Genomic DNA, 15,974 nt, shown 5'->3' with positions numbered 1-15,974 from the left:
CGTATATCCTCCTTTATTCTTCAGTACAGTCACTACTCTAAACCTTGAAGTCCACTTCAACGCAAGGGAAATCTCTTTATTTTTTTCGTTCCCATAATTTTTCTACTTTATCTGGTGTTCTCTCGCCGGCTTTGAATTTCGCAATATGGTCATCATAGGTATCGATTTTGTATACCAACAACTCTCTGACTTCCTGCATGTCTGCCAATTTTTTGTCCAACTCTTCCAATTGATCATAAAGAATCTGCTTTTGGGCAGCCTCCACGTTTTGGGTTTCTCGCAGCTGTGCCAATTGGGCAAACTCGATCAATGATTCTACAGATAAGCCTGCATTCCGCAGATTTTTGGCCAAATAGATCCAATTCAAATCATTGGTGTTGTATTCCCGATACCCGCTGCTGTTGCGATGCACCGGTGGAATCACCCCCACACGTTCATAATAGCGGAGCGTGTCTGTACTCAAGGCAAACATTTCTGCAGCTTTTTTGATATTCATCTTCTCGACCTCCTTTATGGTCTTTATCATAAACCTTGGTGTGTACGCCAAGGCAAGCAAAAGACGGAAAATCATAAAAAAATAAACTTGTTATCGCTCATATATGCAGCAATCCACATCATTTGTCAGCCTTCTTTCTGCGTGCTATGCTTGACATGGTTCCTTTAAACGGACAGATTCGTACGAGACGGATCAAGCAACAGACAGAAAAGATAAAGGAGAATGGATATGAAGATTTTATTTATTGGTGCTTATGGAAAAGTTGGACAACACTTTGCAGACCTAATCAGCGACCATGCTGCTATCAGCGAGAAAGCATTGATCAGAAATCCTGACCAAGTCGCTTTCTTTGAAGAACGAAACATTGAAACCGTCCTATTAGACATTGCTACCAGTTCGATCGATGAGATTGCCCAAGCCGCAGCAGGTGTTGACGCGATCATCTTTAGCGCTGGTGCGGGAGGAAAAGGATTGGAAAAAACATTTGCTGTCGATTTAGATGGTGCAGTCAAAGCAATGGAAGCTGCAAAAAAAGCCGACGTTTCACGCTTTGTCATGGTCAGCACGTTCCGTGCGGATCGAGAAGAACTACTGAAAGAAAACAGCTTGCGCTCTTATACGATTGCCAAATTTTATGCGGATGAATGGCTGCGGAATCGGACAGATCTGGATTGGACGATCGTTCACCCTGGTGGGTTAACCGATGAACCTGGCACAGGGAAAGTGACTGTTGGCAAGCGCAATGCCTATGGGCCAATCTCACGAGCGGATGTCGCAGCAACCCTAGTGGCCGTTTTAGAAAACAAGGATACGATAGGCAAAGAATTTGAAGTGATCAATGGTGAGACTGCGATCGTAGAGGCAATTGGGTCTTTGTAGCACATCATTTGCTTGCGGATATTTGATAAGGTCACACGAATACAAAAATCAATGCACACTTCCTGCTAGGTAAGATTCCTTATCTAACAGGGCGTGTGCATTGATTTTGATCTATTTAGTTTCTATTACTGGTTAAGGTGATACATCTTACATCTTATATTTTTACCTTTTCTCGCTTTTCAAGTACGAATAAATTTATTTTCATTTTATCAATTTTTTAAAAAAAGTTTGTTTAAAGAAGTGGTTGCCAAGTTTGTTAAGCAAATTCTACTACTAGTTTTTTGCCTAACGCTCTAGCAATATCATCCAGTTTATCAAATGAAACGTTATCTCCTCTTTCGATTCTAGCGATTGTAGCTTGCGTTGTATGTGCTCTTTGTGCAAGCTCGGCTTGCGTGAGACCTGCCTCTTCACGGGCATGATAGAGAGCGACTGCCGTACTAAGTTTTCTTCCTTCTCGATCATATGCTTCTAAAAATTCACTATCTTTCTTCTTTTCTTCAATCACATCTTTGATCAGCATGAGCAAACCACTCCTCTCTCAGTTCTTTTGCATGATTTAATTCATTTATTGGCGTTTTTTCGGTTTTCTTGGTGAAGCCATGGGTGATTACATATCTTCCATGTATCACATGAAAATATATCGCTCTTTGTATATTCGATCCTACCTTACTTCTCAACTCGTATAAATTTGTGTCTAATTTCTTCACCCATTTCAAACGTTGCGCTACAAGCATACCATTTCTTTCTGTTTCTTCAATCGTACGCAAAAGTTTTGCACTATCTTTTTTGGGTAATGTTTCTAACCATTCTAGAAATTCGTCATGACCGTTAGGCCGCTTATACGTCTCAAATGATATTTTATTCATACTCAATTATATCATATATTTTTATTTTTATCTAATTCAGAATATAATATGTTACTTTAGCAAGTCCTTAGCTTTCATTTTATCCAAATTTCGCCAACCATACTTTCGATTCTGCCACTTCTTGATACGCCAACTGATGACTCGGTGTCCAACTATCTGTGACTGTTGCTTGGCGATCTGTGAAAAGTTTTCTGACATAGGCGGCATCTGTCGCTGACACGATGGGATCATGGGAGCCAAAACTCATAAAGACGTGCGTCTGAGCGAGATCCCCAGATGGTAGGTCTTTGACAGGGTACATTGCATGATACAATATGGCTTTGTTAAAGACGGAAGGCTGGGTCAGCAAGAGCCGGATGGCGATGTTGGCGCCATTCGAGTAGCCAACAAGCACCACTTTATCCATGGCAAAGTCGTAGGTTGCTGCCGCATCTTGGATCGAGGCGGCCAATGCATCCCCCCGTTGTGCCAGATCTGCTTCATCATAGATACCTTCTGCCAATCGTTTGAAGTAACGGCGCAGACCGTTCTCCAGCACGTCCCCTCGAAAACTGAGGAGAGATGCTTCTGGAGAAAGCGTACGACCAACGTCCAGCAGCGAATGTTCGTCACCGCCTGTGCCATGTAACAATACCAGCACCGGTGCCTCTGGTTGTCCTGCTTGGTATAGTGCGTGCATCATTTGTCCTCCTTTATTTACTCCGGTCGTTTGATATCGAACATTTCACCAATCGTGGCGTATGTATTGCCGGCCAAGCGACTGACCGCCTGTAAGCCAGAGGGATCGATTTTACCTTCTTGATAGATACTTTCATCAATTTGATAGGCCGTTACTTGAAACAACAATAAATCAACTTGACTACCTGCCTCAATGGGCACATGCTGATACAACTTGGTCTCAAAACGTACTTTCGCTTCCTTTAAACCAGGAACCGCAATCGTTGCGGAGGGAACTGTCGTAAAATCGGCAACTGTCAATTCGCTCTCGCCAGCTGGTAGTTGCGCGGCAGTTTGATTGGCGGCGGCTACATTGTCTTGATCCAAAATGTGTATGACCGCTTCTTTGGTCGCTAGGACATTCCGCGCCGTATCTTTAGCTGCGCCCTCTTTGCGCTGGACTGCAATCGATACGATGGCAGGGTCAGAACTGACGATCGTAAAGAAACTGAAAGGCGCGATATTGAGGACGCCGGATTCAGACACTGTCGTCACAATGGCTACCGGTCTTGGAATCACAGAGCCAATCAATAGCTTATAATTTTCTTTTTGGGTCAATGTCGCTGGGTCTAATTGTCGCATATCTGCTCCTTTCTGCTGCTTCAATCGATGTGCAGCTGTGGTAAATGGGCCATAATATCGTTGCGTTGTGCCTCAAACTGCGGCGGCAGCATCAATTTTTCTCCGACTGAAGCCAGCGGTTCATCCACCAAGAATCCTGGTGCCTCTGTGGCTATCTCAAAAATGATCGATCCTCGTTCTTGGAAATAAACGGCGTGAAAGTAGTTGCGATCTTTGACCTCTGTCACCCCATATTGTTCTCCCTGCAGATACGTTTGCCATTCTTTTTGGACAGCATCAGTTGGTACTGACCAGGCAATATGATGAACAGTGCCGACACCCCAACGCCCTGCTGGCATGGCCTGGTGCGGCACAACGATCTCATGTTGCCATTTGCCCACGGTTTGGAAGTGACTGCTGGTATCTGTTTCCTTGATCAGTTGAAGGCCTAAATCTTGCGTTAAGGTTTGACTCGTGGCTGCTGGTTGTGCCGATAACAGCACCGCCCCATGAAAGCCCAAAATAGCAGGTGTGTCTGCTGATTCTTCGGCTTCGACCAACGCCAAAGCCAAATCATGGGTGTCTGCGAGTACCAATGTTTTTTGATCGAACAGGGTACTTTCTTGTACCTGAATCCCCGCGGTGGTCAACTTTTCTTGCCAATAGTCACTTGTACCTTTGGGGATACGAAAAGCAATGCGTCCAACTTGACCACTGCCCACACGCCCTGCATGGGCATTAGCCCATGGGAAAAAGGTGATGATCATGCCGTTGTCGATAGCCTGATTGCTGTAATATAAATGATAAGTGTAGGGATCGTCAAAATTGACGGTCTGTTTCACCAAGCGCAAGCCTAATACGTCACGGTAAAAGGCGACATTGGCTTGCGGATCGCCAACGATTGCAGATATATGATGGATATGATCGATTGGTTGCATGGGCGGCTCCTTACTGCCGTACTGTATTGAAAGGTGTGATCACGCCTTCGATATAGTCGCGTTTATTTTCTAAAAATGGGGCTAAAGATAGTTTCTCACCAAGCGTTTCATACGGTTCATCCCCCATGAAACCTGGTTCATCCGTGGCAAGTTCAAAGAGAATATGACCGATACGGACATACAGTGACTCAAAGTAATAACGATCGACATAGCCTGAATTGCTTAATCCTAGATTGTCAAAAACTTCTTGCCAGACTGCCAAAGAGGCCCGATCTGCTAAACGAAAAGCGACATGATGCACTTCACCATCCCCTTGCTGCGCTTGCGGACTTGTCGCATCTTCGATCAAGACGATCTGCCCACCGTTGCCGCCTTCCCCCACGGACAACAATGCCTGGTTGGCTTCTTGGGCAATGGTTTGAAAGCCAAAGACATTTTCCAACAGGCCTTTAAAATCTGCAAAGTACGACACTGTGATTTCTACTGGACCTAATCCATAGATAGCAAATTCTAGCGGCACTGGGCCTTTCTTCCATGGTGTACCTGCAGCGACACCGTGGTTCTCTTCATCAGAGATCAATTGATACGCTTGCTGGTCAAAGTCCCAAAAGCGCAAGACTTTTGTGCCAAAAACCGTCGTTACTGCTTCATGTTTGACTGAGAAGGTATCTAGTCGTTGGGCATAATAGTCTAATGCTGCATCGGAGGGGACACGAAAACTGGTTCTTGTGATTGCATTGGTTCCTTTACTGCCTCTTGACGTCTGTGGAAAATCAAAAAAAGTCATCGTCGTTCCCGGTGTACCAATATCATCCGCAAAGTAAGTATGATATGTATAGATATCGTCTTGGTTGACGGTCTTTTTGACCAAGCGCATCCCTAAAATATCCGTAAAAAAGTGATAGTTACGTTCAACGTCACTGGTCATTGCAGTGACATGGTGTACCCCTAATAATTGGTCTTGTGTTCGCATGATAGCTCCCCTTTTCTATGGTTGTTTGATTTTTCGTAAGGTCGATTTTAATGTCGTCAATTCTTCAGTACTGATAGCGTCAAATAGCTGTTCGATCTGCTGCGCGTGAGAGGGAAAAATTGCATCCATCAACGTTTTTCCCGATTCGGTCAAAGAAACCAAACTGATGCGCTGGTCGTGTGGGCTGTGTTGTCTTTGCACATGACCTTTTTTCTCTAACTGATCAATGACATAGGTCGTTGTACTGCTGGCAATCAAAATTTTCTCTTTAATAGCCTGAGTCGCTTGGGTGCCTCGATGATACAACAGTTCCATCACTGAAAATTCGGTGATATTCAAGCCATAACAGCGGACATCCGCTTTGGCCATTTGTGCTAATTGATTGGCTGTTCGAAGCAATCCGATATAGGCAGTTAATGCTGCTTCTTGATGGGTCATATCATTCACCTCATTTATTTCGAATTCGAGATAATCATAACTTACTTTTTGTAAGTTGTAAACGAATATGCTTATACGGAAATAGCAAAATACGCATACCAGCGACCAACGTGCTGTGTATGCGTATAGAAATCAGGATCAACGGGCCGAGGCAATTGGTACGGTGCTTGGTTCTGACAGTGACTGAGCCATCTTTTGCTCCAGTGCCAGTAGCCATTTTTTGCGTTCTAGTCCGCCGCCATAGCCGCCGAGGGTGCCATCACTATTGATAACGCGGTGACAAGGAATCAAAATTGACAGCTGATTCTTGCCGTTGGCGTTCGCCACAGCGCGGCTGGCTTTGTCATTGCCAATGGCTTGTGCCAATTGTTTATAGGAATATGTTTCTCCAGTGTTGATTTGCTGCAGTTGCTGCCAGACTTGTTGTTGAAACGGCGAACCGATCATCGCCAATGGAACGGTGAAGGTCATCCGCTGTCCATTAAAATATTCGCTCAGCTCTTGTGTCAACAGTTGGATAATCTCCGTCTGTTGCGGGATGATGACTGCATTCAAGCGTTTGCGCAGCACCATGATTTCTGTTTCCAATCCTCGCCGGTCAACAAATTCCAGCAAATACAACTGTTCATGGTCACTGATCGCAAGCATCGCCCCTAATTTGGTTTCAAGCCATGTAGAATACAGGACGCGCTTTTCTTTGCTATTGGAAGGCAACTCCCCCATGATTCTGGCAAAAGCATCCCGAAACCCATTGCCTGAATCAAAGCCTGCCTCCAATTGGGCGTCGATGATGGGTTCGCCCTGACGGATATGTTTGAAAGCTAGGCCCAGTCTGCGGGCGCGGGAATATTCAATGAAAGTCATACCAAAGTACTTTTTGAATTGGCGGCGGGCAGTATTCGGATGGATTGCCAAGGAATCAAAGTCTTTATCCGTCCATTTCCGTTCTGGATTGGTTTCTACGGCATCCACTAGTCGTTGGACATCTGGCGACAGATAACTTGGCGCACTCAGGGGCTTGCATCGCTTGCACGGACGATAAGAAGCCAACAAGGCCTCCTGGGCATCGCCGAAAAATTCGCAATTCTTTTTTAATGGTTTTTTGGCGGGACAGGTGGGGCGGCAAAAAACACCGGTCGTCTTGACGCCTACATAAAAAATACCTTCATACTGCGAATTCTTTTCTACCAGCATCTCATAATAATGGTCGATCTGGGTCAATTCTGTGATCATGTTGTTTCCTCCCCTAAGTAGGTTCTGAGCTGCTGCCCAAAAGCTGTAGTCATAGTCGTCACCCTTTCTTCTGTGTATCTGTACTGTACACGAAAGAGACATCGGCTATCCCACCAAAATTAACACCTATTTTTTTAAATCCCATCGGCACCTGCAAAGAAACAAGCACCCTCTTGTCAATTCTCTTGAAGAGATGCGCTTGTTTACATCGCCGAAAATCTGTGATAGAGCCTTCGCACACGTGGTCGGTTGTAGCGTTGGATCAAAATAAACGGCAGATTGACAAGGAGTGCATAGACACAATTGAGCAGTGCTGCCCACATTGGGTTCCATAAGAAAAACACCCCTGCGGCAAAGAGCAGCAACCAGTGTGTCAGTTCTGCACGACAAGTTTCTAACATGAACTGATAAAGATACGCGCCCTCTTTTCTCTTTGTCATACGCGACTTATCAAATCCGCGGCTGTCGATTTGCGTCCCTTCCGGCAGGCGGTCTTTCCATCGTGCGACGCGGAAATACGTTTGCCAAAACTTCCCTTCTTTTTCAAAAGAGAATGAACGAAACCATGCCGCATGTGCCGCGAAAAAAGCCAACGGCACTTGACGTATTCCCCAAGAAATACCGAGATGCAAACAACCCCATGCCAAAATATCTACTAGCAACAGCATAATAGGTTGCGTGATGATCAACATCTGATTTCCCTCCTAAAGATGGATTTTGCGGTCTTTCCAGACAACTGATTTTCGGATATAGGTCTGGATCGCCGACCAGGCAAATAGACAAAGAAAAAAACAGAAATAGCCTGGAAACAAGATGAGCAAGTCCCTACGAAAAGTCCCCACGCGTTTGGCAAAATAGACGTTTTGTCCATAAAAGACTGCGTAACAGACTGCTGCAATGGGCCACGAGTAGCGCAGGCCAACACAGGGGATCGTGCTATTGCCGATGAGCCAAAGAATGATCCCCGCCAGCAGTCCCGGATTCGTGACTTGAGCAGCTGTGGCGAAGTCTTTGGTCCAACCTTGGATCAATTGTTTGAACCCATTAGGATACATGCGAAAAGCCAGCAGCCCACGACCACTATACAAATGGATCGGCATTTGAGCCGCCATAAATCGTTTGGCCAAGGCGATATCGTCTAAAATCCCTAGTGCCATATCCTGATGGCCAGATACTTCTTGATATGCCTGTTTCGTACACAGAAGACATGGACCAAACGCACCACCTGCTTTGACTGATTCACCAAAGACAGAAAATCTGTTCAAGCCAGCCATGAGGACAACGTTAAAGACATAAGAGAGTTGCTCATAGACTTTTGGCACGTGATGATAAGGCTGAACACTCATGAGTCCTTGGTTGCCTTTGTTCTGAAAAGCTGTCACGATCCGGGCAAGTCCTTCTGTTGTCAAAAATGTTGTATCGGCATCAAGAAACAGCAGCAATGTGCCAGTCGCCGCTTGTGCCCCTTGCCAACATGCGGCAGCTTTGCCGGGCTGATCGGTTTTTGTCGCCAATACGGTTGCCCCGAAGCGCTGTGCCACAGCCTGAGTTTGATCTGTCGATCCATCATCGATCACTAACACTTCATGGATGTCGATCTGTTGGGCTTGCAGTGATCGAAACAACTGGGGCAAGTTAGCCGCTTCATTTCGGGCAGGAATAATGATCGATAGACGATCAGGCATGTCCGCCGTTGTGTCTTTGGGTACGTACCCACGTCGGCCAAACACTAGCCAGCCACTGAACCAGGCCAACAACCAACCTACAAGCCAGAGGTACATCTTGATCAGCCTCCTTTTTTCAAATTGTCTATACACCACTAATTAACGTTTGCGCTGGGTGATCATTCGGCTCACTTGCTGTCCGCTCAATGTCACCATCGGCATCCCAGCACCAGGATTGACTGTGCCGCCGACAAAGTACAGGTTATCGTATTTCTCGCTGTGCTTCGGATGCTTGAAGCCATGGTTTTGTTTCCGATCAGAAACAGTACCATAAATTGCACCACGATGAGAGGCATATTGGGCTTCGATATCTGCTGGTGTCCATCGATCTTCAAAAACGATATTTTTTTGCAGATCCGTCAAACCCATCCGCTCCAACTTCTCTAGAATGCGTGTGCGAAAAGCAGCATATTCTGCTTCAGTGAATGGAGAATCTTGCAAGTAGGGAATATGGGGCAAGATTTTTAGATTTTCATGTCCAGGAATCGTTTGACTAGGGTCTGTCTTATTGACATTCACTAAGTAAATCGTTGGATCGTCTGGCAATCGGTGGTCATGGAAGTTTTGGTCAAAATTCGTTTGTGCTGCTTCCGAAAAGAAAAAGTTATGATGCGCCAACTGCGGATATTCTCCTTTGACCCCTAGATGCAAGACAAAGCCAGAGCTGGCGGGTTCGAATTTCTGCTGCACTTTTGCAGAGATTTCCTCGGATAACAATTGCTGATACGCTGGAATGACCTCCATATTTGACACAAAAATGTCTGCCGTCAATCGTCGGCCATCCGCCAAATACGCCGCTGTTACTTGTTGATCTTGGGTGTCTAATTTCGTGACTTTCTGACCGGTGATAAAAGTAACGCCAATTTCTTTGGCTAATTGTACGATGCCTTGCGCAAGATGCTGCATGCCGCCAGGTACATACCATATCCCTTGGGCATGCTGCATATAACTCATCATATTCAAAACTGCTGGGGCATCATAAGGCGAAGACCCCACATATTTACTGAAATACCCTAGCATATCCCGCATATGAGGATTGCTGACCCGTTTGTCGATTGCCTCTTGCATCGTGGAAAAATAATCGAAGCCTTTCAATGCACGCACGATGCCATGATGCCGCAAGACATCTTTTGCCTGATCAAAACCTTCCGCGAAATAGCCTTCTTCCGTCAAATCGTAAATTCCCTTGGCATAGGCCAAAAACGTGCGATATTCTTCCATGTCTTTGGCGTTTAAATCAGGATTTTCTTGTGCCATGCGCGACAGGTCGCCATATAGGTCGATCTTGCTGCCGTCGGGAAAAAAGGAGCGCCATTCGAGGGGCAGACGGCGAATCGGTACATAATCTTTCATTTGCCGCTGACTCTCCGTGAACAATCTGTCGAATATCTGGGGCATCGTCAAAATAGACGGACCCAAATCAAAGCCAAAATCTGCTGTCTTCAAATGATTCAGTTTTCCGCCTAAATGGTGATTTTTTTCCACTACGGTGACTTGATAGCCTGCTTGCGTCAAAGAAACTGCTGCGGACAACCCACCCAGGCCACCACCGATCACTAAAATAGTTGTTTTTTTGTCTGCCATCATTTGCCTCTTTCTGCCTACGTGCCTTTATTAGGCATCTTACTTTATTCTTCCACACCACACATAGGCCGTGGATGCGTCTTGTTTATCTGTCATAGTATCGTTCATTCATTCTACCACGGCGATAAGAATCCATGATGCAGCACGCTTTGGCCAGAAGAAAAAAGGACACCCGTTAGTTCACTGGGTGTCCTTGCGTTTACCTATTTCGTTGTATAGAACAAAGCAGACACCAAAGAGGCCGCCTTATTCCGCTAATTGGATATCTTTCGCAATACCCGCCACATCGATTTCTCGTTGCAAAAAGTCGGCATCATCGATGGGAAAGTGTTGGCGAAACTCTGCCAGTTCCATCAACTCGATTTCACCGGCAGCCAAGTCGAAATCTAGGACATGGCCTGCAAACTGATGATCATCACTTAAAAAATGCCAGTGAAAACCAGCCGCTGCAGCACCATGAAATAATTGGGGTGTAAAAAAGCCCACAATGGTTCCCGCTACATCAGTCCTTTGGAATTCTGGTTGATTGTCGATGATCTCAACAAATTTCGGATAGGGCTTGGTTTGTTTCGGTGCCACCCGCACATGGATGTTAGAGAAGACCCCGCGCATTTTGACAGCCGTAAATAAATTGGGACTCACCTGTGCCAGAATACGTTCTTTGACCCCATCACTATTTGTTTCAGTATGGATCGCCACCTGCTTATTGGGGGCAAATGTGGTCACTGCGGCATACGGTGTTTTTTCGGCACCTGTCAATTGACGCACGTCGCCGGTTTGATCCACATGGTAAATCTGGCCGTCTAATATGATCACTTCGCCATCTGAACCAGCTAACGTGCCGATCCCAGTATCGCCGTCATCCAATAAGCGGCCAATCTGCTCCGTCCCTTCCATCAGATCTTGCATCAAGCCGCCTAATGTCCCATGTTGGTAAAGATAGCTTTTGCTTTGTACCTTCAAGATGATTCCTCCTGTTCTTAATAAAATTGATCTGGCAAAATCGTTTTGCCCAATGCCACATTATCGGAATAATCGACAGGAATATCAATGATGACCGGTCCATCTGTCGCCAGTCCTTCTTCGATTGCAGCAATTAATTCTTGTTTCGTGGTTGCCCGCAGCCCTTTGGCACCAAATGCTTCCGCATATTTGACAAAGTCTACCGGCCCGAAATCTACGCCTGATGCACGGTCATATTTCATTTCTTCTTGGAATTTGACCATGTTATACGTCCCATCGTTCCAAATCAAATGGATGATCGATTGCTTCAAACGAACGGCTGTTTCCAACTCTTGTGCTGAAAACAAGAACCCACCATCACCAGAAATCGAGATCACTTGTGTATTTGGTCGAACCAAGGCTGCTGAAATGGCCCATGGCAATGCAACACCTAACGTTTGCATGCCGTTACTGAACAATAAGTGCCGTGGTTCATAGCTGCGAAAATGGCGGGCCATCCATATATAATGGCTGCCGACATCAACGGTGACTGTCATATCATCAGTGACTTCTTGTTGTAACACATCAATGATTTCTAAAGGATGCACGGTTTGTGCTTGCCCTTCTTTGATTGGTGGTTGTTGTTTGAGTTTCTCTTGCAACGCCTGCAAATACGTCCGCGCATCCTCTGACAATTGATCCCCTGTCATGGTTTGTGCAAGTTGTTCACTGATTTTAGCGATACTGCCCATCAATTCAACTTCTGGTTGCATAAAAGGATCGATCTCCATAGGCACTTCATCGATCACGATCACACGGGCATCTTTTTCAGCATTCCAATTACGGGCCTCATATTCGATAGGATCGTAGCCCACAGCAATCACCAAATCACTGCGCTTCAACAACATATCTCCTGGTTGATTGCGGAATAGTCCAACCCGTCCAAAGAAATGGGCTTCTAATTCCCGCGAGATAATGCCTGCACCTTGGAATGTTTCGACAACGGGTAAGCCTGTCTTCGCCACCAAATGGCGAATCGCTTGCGTTTCTTTGATACCACTTGCCCGCATACCTAGCAACAAAACAGGTAATTTGGCTTCATGGATTCGTTCTGCCAACATCTCAATATCGGCTTGATCCGCTGGACCTAGTTTCGGCGCAGACAAAGGTTCGATCGCTGCACCTTCAGCAAAGCCATCGGTCACATCTTGTGGGATCGACAAAAAGCTGGCACCTTTTTTGGCTGTCTTTGCAATACGAAATGCATTCGCAATGCTTTCTGATAATGTTTCTGGATCTTGGACTTCACTGCTGAACTTAGTTATTGGTGCAAAGAGTGCGGCATTGTTCATGCTTTGATGGGTCAATTTAGATAGATCAGAACGTTTGACCTGACCAGCAATTGCCAATACAGGATCCCCCTCTGCTGTTGCAGTGACCAGTCCAGTGGCCAAATTGCTGGCACCCGGTCCGCTCGTTGCAATCACCACACCTGGCTCCCCTGTCAAGCGGCCAATGGCTTGCGCCATGAAAGCAGCATTTTGTTCATGTCTTGCCAAAATCAATTCTGGCCCATGATCCGCTAATACATCGAAGACACCATCGATTTTTGCACCAGGGATCCCAAAAATATAAGGGACATGATGGTTTTCCAAACTTTCAACAATTAATTCTGATCCTTTTTTACTCACTGTATTACCTCTTTTCGATAACTGTATTACTCACAAATAAAATAATAGCACTTTTTATTTATTTATCAACAAAAAACAACTATTTAAAACTGTATTAAAAAAGTGAGCGTTTTATCGATAACGGTTCCATACTTGCTAGACTAAGCATCTGTTTGCCACCCATAAGCAAAAAAAAATCGCCGATGATCGACGATTTTTTTCTATAAAAGGATTGAATTATTTGGCCTCTGGATGATTTTTTTGATTGATCCATGTAGTGGCTAGATCCATCGCACCACGCGCTGCATTGGTTTGATCTAACGCATGGACCATCGCGAAATCATGAATGATTCCTTGCATCCGCACTTGTGTTACTTCCACACCAGCCTCTCGTAAATGTTGGGCATACGCTTCGCCTTCATCTCTCAACACATCGGCTTCGCCTGTAATGATCAACGCAGGCGGCAGATCAGTGAGGGCTTCAGCGGTGGCTCGTAAGGGTGAAGCTGTCACTTCATTACGGGCCGCCTCGTCAGTCGTGTACTGATCCCAGAACCACTGCATCCCTTCTTTGGTCAAATAATAGCCTTCGCCAAATTCTTGATACGAAGGTGTATCAAAGTTGGCATCTGTGACTGGGTAGAATAAGAGTTGCTGGCCAATCGGAATCCCACCTCTAGATTTTGTCAAAAGCGCCATCACGGTTGCCATGTTCCCACCTACTGAGTCCCCCGCCACGGTCAAACGACTCAAGTCAATGCCTTTTGTTTCAACAAAACCTGGCAGCTGTTGCAAGACAGCATAATTCTGTTCGATCGCTGTTGGATATTTGGCTTCAGGGGAACGACTATACTCTGGAAAAATCACCAAAGAATTGGTCCGCACAGCCAGTTCTCGGATCAATTTATCATGCGTCTTCGCACTGCCAAAGACCCAACCTGCCCCATGGAGATAATAGATGACAGGCAAAATAGCATGGTTGCCTTCAGGACGGACAAAGCGGACATTGATCGTGCCCCATTCGCCGGTATCCACTTGTTGATCTTCGACTACCGCAGCATATGTCTCGACTGGGGTTTCTTGGACTTTTTCCAACAAGGCCCGGCCTTCTTCAGGGGGTAATTCATAGATCCGGGGATGGGCTGCATTTTCCTCGCTAAAATCGATAGCTGCTTGTTCTAATGAAATTCTGTCTGTCATAAGATACGCTCCTTCTTTTTTTATTCTATTATTAGCCTATCATCTGTGCGTCTATAATCAAAACAACTTGCTTTTAGTCAAGATTTTCGAACTTTCTATTAAAAAGCAAAATATTTTTCAAGAAACCTCTTAAATGACATCTGTTCTCAACCGATAATTGGAGGACGCGTGAAGGAAGACTTCCCAAATAGAAAGGTGAAACCTCGATGAATTTTACATTAGCAGGAAATCAGAACGACCATTTACTTAAGGCCATATTTAAAGAACTCGCAGTGATTGTCTTTGATACCAACAAACAAGTGGTTTTTGCCAATGAGATCATGGCCGACGTACTCGGCTATTCCACAGAGGAGATCATCGGTCTGCCACACAAGATTTTTTGTGAAGATGCATATGCCAATAGTCAAGCCTACCAGGACTTTTGGTTTCAGCTTCTTGATACCAAAAAAAGTTTCCAAGACAAGATCATCCGCCGAAACAAGCAAGGAGAAACATTGATTTTAGAAGGTGTCTATTTCCCAGTTCTCGATGAAAACCAGGAAGCGATCCACGTGGTCAAGATTGCTTTTGATATTACCCAGCGGGAAACGACTTTGGCCGTGACCGTCAAAAAAGTCCAAGAAAGTGCGGCTGTATTGAACCGTTTATCTGATACGGGTCACCAGCAAGTGAATCTGCTATCAGCAAACCTCACGCAAGTCAACGTGCTGTCCGATCAAAGTCAACAGACGACCCAAAATCTAGAAACAGAGATTCAAGAAGTCACACATGTCTTGCAGGACATCAACCGCATTGCCCAACAAACCAAACTGCTTTCCTTTAATGCGGCCATCGAAACCGCACGAATCGGCGAACAAGCGGCTGGCTTTCGGGTGGTAACCGATGAAATGCAAAAATTGGCAGAACAAACCAAACAATTGACCCAGTCGATCGAGTCAGCATTACATGCAATCAACGCTGAAGCGGGTTTGGTTTTGACCAGCTCAGAAGCCACAAAAGAAACGTTGCATGCTTCACAACAACACTTGCTGGATGTATTGAAGTCGTATAACCAGTTGCAGGAAACTGCCGGACTACTGAAGGACGAAGCACGTTTTTTGATGAAGGAAAGTGAGTTGACATCCTGATTCTACAACATTAACTGCGGAATAACCTGCGAATCATCGCTATCAGAATTCAGTTGGTGTGATACACTGTAACTAACCTATTTTACAGGAGGACAACAACAATGCAGCCGACGATACGTTTGATCGACCCCAACGACGATCCATTTTTAGCCGCGATCATCCGCCAAAATTTGGCAGATCACCAGTTGGACCTGCCTGGAACAGCTTATTTTGATCCTGAACTAGATCATTTGAGTACATTCTATGCACAACCGATGGCCAATTACTTCACCATCACGGATGCAGCGCTTGGTGTGCTAGGCGGCGGTGGTTATGCGCCTTATGACCAAACCAAAAAAATCGCTGAGTTGCAAAAATTTTATCTCAGTCCTGCAGCAAAAGGGTTGGGGCTCAGCTATTCTTTGCTACAAACCATCGAAGCAAGTGCTCAAGAATTGGGGTATCAACAACTGTACCTTGAAACCCATCATCTGCTTTCGGTTGCCCTCCACGTGTATCAAAAGGCGGGCTATATAGAGATTGATGGACCTTTACAGCACACGCAGCATACAACGATGGATCGTTTTTTTGTGAAACATCTTCTAAATTAATCAACTTGCAAGAGGATGCCCATTATAGTGATA

18 protein-coding genes are annotated in these 15,974 nt (G+C 45.4%); 3 read left to right on the top strand and 15 right to left on the bottom strand.

The window, feature by feature from the left end; genetic code table 11:
* Positions 1-76: 76 nt before the first annotated feature.
* Positions 77-496 (bottom strand): MerR family transcriptional regulator, encoded by a 420-nt coding sequence (locus AEQ18_RS07145; RefSeq protein ID WP_054115661.1) that lies wholly within the window; start codon positions 494-496, stop codon positions 77-79.
* A 228-nt stretch (positions 497-724) separates the two neighbouring features.
* Between AEQ18_RS07145 and AEQ18_RS07140 the strand changes: the two genes are divergently transcribed.
* Positions 725-1,375, top strand: a complete 651-nt coding sequence (locus AEQ18_RS07140; protein WP_054115660.1) for an SDR family oxidoreductase — start codon at positions 725-727, stop codon at positions 1,373-1,375.
* Positions 1,376-1,631: 256 nt separating this feature from the next.
* Here AEQ18_RS07140 and AEQ18_RS07135 read toward each other — a convergent pair whose 3' ends face one another.
* The 14 genes from AEQ18_RS07135 to AEQ18_RS07070 all read right to left on the bottom strand — a co-directional run bounded on the left by AEQ18_RS07135 (position 1,632) and on the right by AEQ18_RS07070 (position 14,224).
* Complete coding sequence (locus tag AEQ18_RS07135) at positions 1,632-1,898, bottom strand: helix-turn-helix domain-containing protein (protein ID WP_054115659.1); 267 nt, start codon at positions 1,896-1,898, stop codon at positions 1,632-1,634.
* Positions 1,876-2,244, bottom strand: coding sequence for a type II toxin-antitoxin system RelE/ParE family toxin (locus AEQ18_RS07130; protein WP_054115658.1), 369 nt, complete (start codon positions 2,242-2,244; stop codon positions 1,876-1,878). The genes AEQ18_RS07135 and AEQ18_RS07130 overlap by 23 nt, the downstream gene beginning before the upstream one ends.
* A 79-nt stretch (positions 2,245-2,323) precedes the next feature.
* Positions 2,324-2,923 carry an alpha/beta hydrolase gene (locus tag AEQ18_RS07125; protein ID WP_054115657.1) on the bottom strand — a complete coding sequence of 200 codons (600 nt, stop codon included), beginning with the start codon at positions 2,921-2,923 and terminating at the stop codon, positions 2,324-2,326.
* Between the two features lie 17 nt (positions 2,924-2,940).
* The gene (locus AEQ18_RS07120; protein ID WP_054115656.1) at positions 2,941-3,543 is read right to left on the bottom strand and encodes a flavin reductase family protein; all 603 of its coding nucleotides are present in this window, start codon (positions 3,541-3,543) and stop codon (positions 2,941-2,943) included.
* A 20-nt stretch (positions 3,544-3,563) separates the two neighbouring features.
* The gene (locus AEQ18_RS07115) at positions 3,564-4,460 is read right to left on the bottom strand and encodes a VOC family protein (RefSeq protein WP_054115655.1); all 897 of its coding nucleotides are present in this window, start codon (positions 4,458-4,460) and stop codon (positions 3,564-3,566) included.
* A gap of 10 nt (positions 4,461-4,470) precedes the next feature.
* On the bottom strand, positions 4,471-5,433 hold the full coding sequence (locus AEQ18_RS07110) for a ring-cleaving dioxygenase (RefSeq protein ID WP_054115654.1): 963 nt from the start codon (positions 5,431-5,433) through the stop codon (positions 4,471-4,473).
* Between the two features lie 15 nt (positions 5,434-5,448).
* On the bottom strand, positions 5,449-5,871 hold the full coding sequence (locus tag AEQ18_RS07105) for a MarR family winged helix-turn-helix transcriptional regulator (protein ID WP_054115653.1): 423 nt from the start codon (positions 5,869-5,871) through the stop codon (positions 5,449-5,451).
* 138 nt (positions 5,872-6,009) lie between these two features.
* The gene (locus AEQ18_RS07100; RefSeq protein ID WP_054115652.1) at positions 6,010-7,104 is read right to left on the bottom strand and encodes a bifunctional transcriptional activator/DNA repair enzyme AdaA; all 1,095 of its coding nucleotides are present in this window, start codon (positions 7,102-7,104) and stop codon (positions 6,010-6,012) included.
* 203 nt (positions 7,105-7,307) lie between these two features.
* Positions 7,308-7,796, bottom strand: a complete 489-nt coding sequence (locus AEQ18_RS07095; protein ID WP_054115651.1) for a hypothetical protein — start codon at positions 7,794-7,796, stop codon at positions 7,308-7,310.
* 12 nt (positions 7,797-7,808) lie between these two features.
* The gene (locus AEQ18_RS07090) at positions 7,809-8,885 is read right to left on the bottom strand and encodes a glycosyltransferase (RefSeq protein WP_082348622.1); all 1,077 of its coding nucleotides are present in this window, start codon (positions 8,883-8,885) and stop codon (positions 7,809-7,811) included.
* Positions 8,886-8,927: 42 nt separating this feature from the next.
* Positions 8,928-10,412 carry a phytoene desaturase family protein gene (locus tag AEQ18_RS07085; RefSeq protein WP_054115650.1) on the bottom strand — a complete coding sequence of 495 codons (1,485 nt, stop codon included), beginning with the start codon at positions 10,410-10,412 and terminating at the stop codon, positions 8,928-8,930.
* A 246-nt stretch (positions 10,413-10,658) separates the two neighbouring features.
* The gene (gene budA, locus AEQ18_RS07080) at positions 10,659-11,375 is read right to left on the bottom strand and encodes an acetolactate decarboxylase (RefSeq protein ID WP_054115649.1); all 717 of its coding nucleotides are present in this window, start codon (positions 11,373-11,375) and stop codon (positions 10,659-10,661) included.
* 17 nt (positions 11,376-11,392) lie between these two features.
* On the bottom strand, positions 11,393-13,045 hold the full coding sequence (gene alsS, locus AEQ18_RS07075; protein WP_054115648.1) for an acetolactate synthase AlsS: 1,653 nt from the start codon (positions 13,043-13,045) through the stop codon (positions 11,393-11,395).
* 216 nt (positions 13,046-13,261) lie between these two features.
* Positions 13,262-14,224, bottom strand: coding sequence for an alpha/beta hydrolase (locus AEQ18_RS07070; RefSeq protein ID WP_054115647.1), 963 nt, complete (start codon positions 14,222-14,224; stop codon positions 13,262-13,264).
* 206 nt (positions 14,225-14,430) lie between these two features.
* Between AEQ18_RS07070 and AEQ18_RS07065 the strand changes: the two genes are divergently transcribed.
* Together AEQ18_RS07065 and AEQ18_RS07060 are read left to right on the top strand one after the other, a co-directional pair.
* Positions 14,431-15,351 (top strand): PAS domain-containing methyl-accepting chemotaxis protein, encoded by a 921-nt coding sequence (locus AEQ18_RS07065; protein WP_054115646.1) that lies wholly within the window; start codon positions 14,431-14,433, stop codon positions 15,349-15,351.
* Between the two features lie 101 nt (positions 15,352-15,452).
* Positions 15,453-15,941 carry a GNAT family N-acetyltransferase gene (locus AEQ18_RS07060; protein WP_054115645.1) on the top strand — a complete coding sequence of 163 codons (489 nt, stop codon included), beginning with the start codon at positions 15,453-15,455 and terminating at the stop codon, positions 15,939-15,941.
* The last annotated feature ends 33 nt before the right edge of the window (positions 15,942-15,974 follow it).

The organism is Enterococcus sp. RIT-PI-f, assembly GCF_001297065.1.
GTDB lineage: Bacteria > Bacillota > Bacilli > Lactobacillales > Enterococcaceae > Enterococcus_D.
The sequence above is the reverse complement of the archived record's forward strand: the minus strand, read 5'-3'. Positions and strand labels throughout refer to the sequence as shown.